Here is a 3,954-nt window from a genome sequence, read left to right on the forward strand (position 1 = left end):
CAGCGCACCCCAGATGTCTGCCGCGGCGGGCGTGAGGGGCGAGGCGTCCGAGCCGCTCGCTGCCGCGAGGAGCACTCCCCGGCCCTCCGCGTCGCGCCCGAGAAAGCCCCACTCCACGCCCTCGCGGACGGCTTGCACCGCGATGGTTCGCAGGGTCTGGTCGGCGGCGAGGAGCGTGCGGTCACCGTGCACCGCGACGACCCGCGTCGCGCGATCAGCGCGCAACCGGTACAGCAGGTCGGGGTCGGCGCGCTCCTCTGCCGCCCGGTCGATGCCGGCGCGCGCAAGCGGCGGGGGTGAGCCTGCGGCAGGTTTTCTCGCCTCCACGGCGCGACGGCGCCCCTGAAAATCTGACGCGAAAGTCTCGCCTTCCCGAGGCAGGTCCTCTTGCCCCGTGGCGCGACAGCGCCCGTGAAAATCTGACGCGAAAGTCTCGCCTTCCCGAGGCAGGTCTTCTCGCCCCGTGGCGCGACAGCGCCCGTGAAAATCTGACGACGGCATCCGGGACCTTCCTCGCCGGGCGTGGCGCGCACGGGGACGGAGTGCGGCACACCTACCCTGGGGTCATGGCACGCTCACCCCTCACTCTAGCCGCGGCAGTGACCTCCGCCCTTCCCCGCGTCGCCGTGGTGGGCGTCGGTCCCCTCACCGAAGGGGTGTCCGGTCGGTACGACAGCGCCGTCGCCGAACTCGACGACGGTCGCCGCGTCGTCGTGCGCGTACCGGTGGACGACGAGGCCGACGCCGAACTCCGCGACGAGGCACGCGCACTGGCGTCGCTGACCGCCGGTGTGCGCGGTGTGCTGCCGTTCGGCGCTCCCGACGTGCTCGGCCGGACGGGCGTCGATGGGTACCTGACGCTCGTGCAGACGCTGTTGCCCGGATACCGCGTCGATGCGGCGCATGTGCCGGCGGGACCGGGCGTTGCGACGGCACTGGCGGCGGCGATCGCCGCCGTCCACGATCTGCCCGTCACCGTCGTCCGCGACGCCAGGCTGCCGATGCGCACCGCCGCGCAGGTGCGTGACGAGGCCGAGCGCCTGCTCGATCTCGCCGAGGCGACGGGACGTCTTCCCTTCGGCCTGCTGCGCCGGTGGAGCACGGCGCTCGGTTCCGATCCACTCTGGCGGTTCGAGACGACCGTGGTGCTGGGCGGGGTGGACCCGGCATCCTTCGTCTTCGAAGACGATGCCGACGGCATGCCGGTGGTGACCGGTCTGCTGACCTGGGGCGGTCTGGGAGTCGGTGACCCCGCTGTCGACGTGCGATGGACGGCGGCGGCGCCGGCCGCGCAGGTGGACGTGCTCGACGAGTACGCTCGCCGGTCGCACCGCGCTCCCGACGCATTGCTCGCCGAGCGCGCACGGCTGTACGCCGAACTGGAGTTTGCGAAGTGGCTCGTGCACGGGCACGCCGACGGCGACGAGGCCGTCGTGGCGGACGCCGTGGCCCTGCTCGAGTCGCTCGACGAAAGCGTCCGCGACGAACCGGTCCGCTTCCACGATCAGGTCACCGCTGACGATGCCATCGCCGCCACCGAGCGCGTCCCTGCCGGCGCGGCGGTGGACACCTCGATGCAGACCGACAGCTTCGATGCCGACACGCTCGCCGCGTTCCTCGCCGAGGAGGCCGCTGGACAGGCCGGGGACGGCGCGGCTCCATCCGGCGAGGTCGAGACGGTGCCGATCGAGCTCTCAGACTGGTCCGCCACGCGCGGCGGAGGCTCGGGTGCTGCCGCGATCGCCGCGGCCGCATCGGATCGGGCAGGGGCCACGGTGTTCGACGACGCATCCGACCTCGACCGCACGGCCGACGAGATCGATCGCGACACCGCCGCGCTCAACGCCCTGCGCCGCTGGACCGGCACCGCCTGACTTCTCGCCCCGTCCCCGCCCTCGCTATCCGCGAGACCGCCGCTGCGGGTCGAGACCCCACGCTCTTTCCGCGGGTTTCGACCCACACACGCGGTCTCGCGGAAAGGGGGGCGGCGGCGGGGGCGGGGGCAACGGGGGTCAGCCGCGGAGGACGAGACCGTCGGCGACGTAGAAGAGCACGACGTCGATGTCATCCAGCGGGATGCCGTGCTTCGCGTGGTATGCCCGCCGGTACAGCTGCAGCTGCAGCATCCGCTCGTCGCGCTCGGCCGGCGTGCGCGGGGCGCGGCCGGTCTTCCAGTCCACGATCTCGACACGGTCGCCCCGGCGGTAGACGGCGTCGAGCTTGCAGATGATGACGTGCGTGCGGCCGTCGCCGAGAGCGTCGGGCACGGCGACGTCGATCTCGGTCTCGACCTCCAACGGCTGCAGGTGCGCCCACTCCGACGCGAGAAACCGCTGCTGCAGCACGCCCAGTTCCGTCGTGTCGGTGTCGCCACCGGGCTCGTCGTCCCACAGCGCCTCGTCGGGTGAGCCGCCGACCCCCACCACACCGGACCGCTGCTCAACCCAGGCGTGGAACAGCGTGCCCAGGCGCGTCTGCCGGTAGGGGCGCTCGGGCATCGGCCGACGTAGCGCGGGCGCGTCACCGAGGAAGTCCTTGAATCGGGATGCCGGGATGCGCACGGGCGCGGCCGGGGCCGCCGGGTTCTCGCGGGCGGCCCGCTCGGCCAGCAGCAAGGTCAACTCCCGCGTGGGCTCGGGGGCGTGGGCAACGGATCGCGCAGTCGCCTCGCGTACCAGCCCCGCGGCGCGCTCGACCGCAGGGCGCCGCACGCCCAGCGGATCGAGGGGCCACTGCAGCATTCGCCGCTCCCCCTCGTACGGGTTCTCGCCGGCCTCGTCCAGCTCGGGGAACCCCCGGGCGGGCTCGGCGTGCAGCGCCGCGGCGATCTCGCGGAGGAATCGGCTCGCCCGCCGCGGGCTCTTGGTCCCCGACCACGTCGAGCCCGTCAGCAGCAGGTGATCGCGCGCGCGAGTGACGGCGACATAGGCGAGCCGCCGCTCCTCCTCGATCTGGCGCGCGCGGTTCTCCGCGGCGAACTGCGTAAGCGCGGCCTTCAACTCCTGCTGGGTCGGTGCCTCGTCGGCCCGCCAGCGAAGTCGTGGCAGCCACGGTGCATCGCCGCGGAACTCGTACGGCAGCACGCCGAACCCGAGCCAGCCCTGCGTGTCCTTCGCTCGCGTGGGCAGCTCGTCCTCCACCAGTCGCACGACAGCAACGGCATCCCACTCCAGCCCTTTCGAGCCGTGGATCGTGAGCAGCTGCACGACGTCGTCCTCGGGCGGCTCGGTGCGCGGGGCGAACTCATCGAGACGTTCGGCGTGGTCGAGCCACGCCAGCAGGCTCGGGAGCGATCCGCGCTCGTCGGTCGCGAGAAAGCCGTGGAGCTCGTCGACGAAGGCGCGCAGCTGATCACTCGCGATCCGTGCCGGCCCCCGCGCCTCGTTCGCGGCGAGCTCGATGTCCAGACGCAACTCCTGCTCGATCATGCGCACGAGCTCGGGGATCGGCAGTCCCGCCTGCCGCCGCAGCGCCGCGAACACCGCCGCCGCCTCGCGCAGCCGCTCTCGGGCAACGGAGGTGAAGTCGTTCAGCCAGCCATGATCGGGCGGATGCCGGGCGAAGAAGTCCATAGCGTCGATGAGCGACGCCTGCTCGTCCCCCGCCGAGGTACGCATCCGTTTCACGATCTCGGGCGCCAGCGGCTGCAGAGCACTGTCGTGTCGGGAAATGCGCCGGGCAAGCTCGGCAAGGGCACGCAGGTCCGGCAGCCCGATCGCCCATCGAGGACCTGCAAGCAGGCGGATGAGCGCGGAGCCCGCGCGGGGGTCACTGATCACGCGCAGCGCCGAGACGACGTCCACGACTTCGGGGGTGGACAGCAGTCCACCGAGGCCGAGGATGCGGTGCGGGACGCCGCGGCGAGCCAGCGCGTCGGCAAAGCGCACCATATGCTTCTTGCTGCGCAGCAGCACGGCACCCGTGGTCGGCCCGCCCGCGGGTGCGCGCGCGACG

2 protein-coding genes and 1 pseudogene are annotated in these 3,954 nt (G+C 72.5%); 1 reads left to right on the forward strand and 2 read right to left on the reverse strand.

Annotated features, from left to right (window positions below; translation table 11 throughout):
- Positions 1-327: pseudogene (locus WBP48_RS03435) on the reverse strand (NAD(+) diphosphatase); the annotation flags it as partial.
- A gap of 239 nt (positions 328-566) precedes the next feature.
- On the opposite strand from WBP48_RS03435, the gene WBP48_RS03440 reads away from it, so the two are divergent.
- Complete coding sequence (locus WBP48_RS03440; RefSeq protein ID WP_424436133.1) at positions 567-1,874, forward strand: phosphotransferase; 1,308 nt, start codon at positions 567-569, stop codon at positions 1,872-1,874.
- Positions 1,875-2,012: 138 nt separating this feature from the next.
- Here the strand turns inward: WBP48_RS03440 and WBP48_RS03445 are convergent.
- A partial coding sequence (locus WBP48_RS03445; RefSeq protein WP_424436136.1) for a 3'-5' exonuclease occupies positions 2,013-3,954 on the reverse strand: 1,942 nt, incomplete at its 5' end.

The sequence above is a fragment of the Microbacterium sp. genome, from assembly GCF_049661145.1.
Lineage (GTDB): Bacteria > Actinomycetota > Actinomycetes > Actinomycetales > Microbacteriaceae > Microbacterium.